1 pseudogene is annotated in these 1507 nt (G+C 62.7%); it reads right to left on the bottom strand.

Annotation, left to right across the window (positions count from 1 at the left end):
• Positions 1 to 1146, bottom strand: a pseudogene (locus EPO09_RS21515) (hypothetical protein); the annotation flags it as partial.
• Positions 1147 to 1507 lie beyond the last annotated feature (361 nt).

The following is a 1507-nucleotide window of genomic DNA, read 5'->3' as shown; positions in this document are numbered from 1 at the left end:
CGCGCCGGCGGTGCCGTTGACGATCACGGTATCGGCCGCGCCGTCGCCGGCTCCGCCGCTTGCCGCGAGATCGATCGTCACCTGCCTGACGTCGGTGCCGGTGAGGTCGTTGACGGTGATGGTGTCCGCGCCCCCCAAAGCGTGGAATGCGATCGTCTCCATGCCGTTGAGGTCCATCGTGATGTTCGCGACATCGCGGGTGAAGCGAACGCGGGAGCCGTTGGCGGAGATGTCGATGTTCTCGGCAATGTTGGCGCCGTTGAAGACCAGCGTATCGGAACCGGCCTGGCCCTCGACGGTGTCGCTGCCGTCGCCCGGGTTCCAGATGAAGGTGTCGTCGTCATCGCCGAGCAAGGCGGTGTCGTTGCCGCGACCGCCGGTCACGATGTCGTTGCCGCTGCCGCCGATCAGCAGGTCGGCGCCGTCGCCGCCGGTAATGGTGTCGTTGCCGGCCCCGCCGTCGAGCGTGAGGGCGATCAGGGCGGCGAGGCCGTTACCGGCCGTAATGGTGTCATCGCCACCATTGGCATGAACGACGAGATTTTCTGTCGTGCCGATGTCGAGCGTAAAGGGCGCCGGGCTGACGCGGTCGAAGCGGACGCGGGTGCCGTTTGCGGTGATGGTGAAAACCTCGGCGCCGTTGCCGCCATTGACTTCGGCGGTGTCGGTATCGGCGCCACCCTCGAACAGGTCGCTGCCATCGCCCGGGTTCCAGATCATCAGGTCGTCCCCGGCTTCGCCAAACACCTGGTCGTCGCCAGTTCCACCCGTCAACGTGTCGTTGCCGCTGCCGCCGAACAGGAGGTCGTCGCCACCCTTGCCGAACAGCGTGTCGTCGTTGGCTTCGCCGAATAGCTGGTCGGCGCCCGATCCGCCAGTCAGAGTGTCGTTGCCGTCACCTCCGAACAGGATCGCGGCCGGCATCGCGCCGTTGCTCTCGTCGAGGCTGATGGTGTCATTGCCCGACTGCCCGGAGGCCTGGATCAGGCTGGTATTGGCAACCGTCGCCGGGCCGCCGGCGATCGCAACGGCGCCGCCATTGACCAGGATGTTCCCGGCGGCATCTCGGCTTGCGGTGATCGTGTTGTCGAGTGTATCGCCAAACAGGGACAGGGTGGGGGCAGAGAAGGTGGCTGAAATGGCCATGACCGGACGCTCCATGCAAGTGCCGACCCGGCGGGCGGGTCAGCAATCAATCCGCAAACGACGAAATAACTGGATCGGAAAAAATCCAAAAAAATTCGCGGCGGGGAACAACACAAGCGGATTTGTCGGGCAAAGACTTTTAGAATTCCTAGATTTATCCTCCACAAGCGCTTGATACGTCGGTCGTCTACGGGAACTTCGCAAATCTATTGGTTTTTTTGATCGCGCGGCGGTGATTGAAACCGCGGCGAGATCAGAAAAATGTGATTGTCCGTGATGGAACAAAATGGGCATTTGCGGCGCGCAGTTTTCATCGAGATGCGGATCGCACCCGTCTCGATACCGAACAGCCCTGGTGTTC

It is taken from the genome of Aquabacterium sp. (genome assembly GCF_004297345.1).
Lineage (GTDB): Bacteria > Pseudomonadota > Gammaproteobacteria > Burkholderiales > Burkholderiaceae_C > Aquabacterium.
Note: the sequence above shows the minus strand (reverse complement) of the source record. Positions and strands in the feature narration are given on the sequence as shown.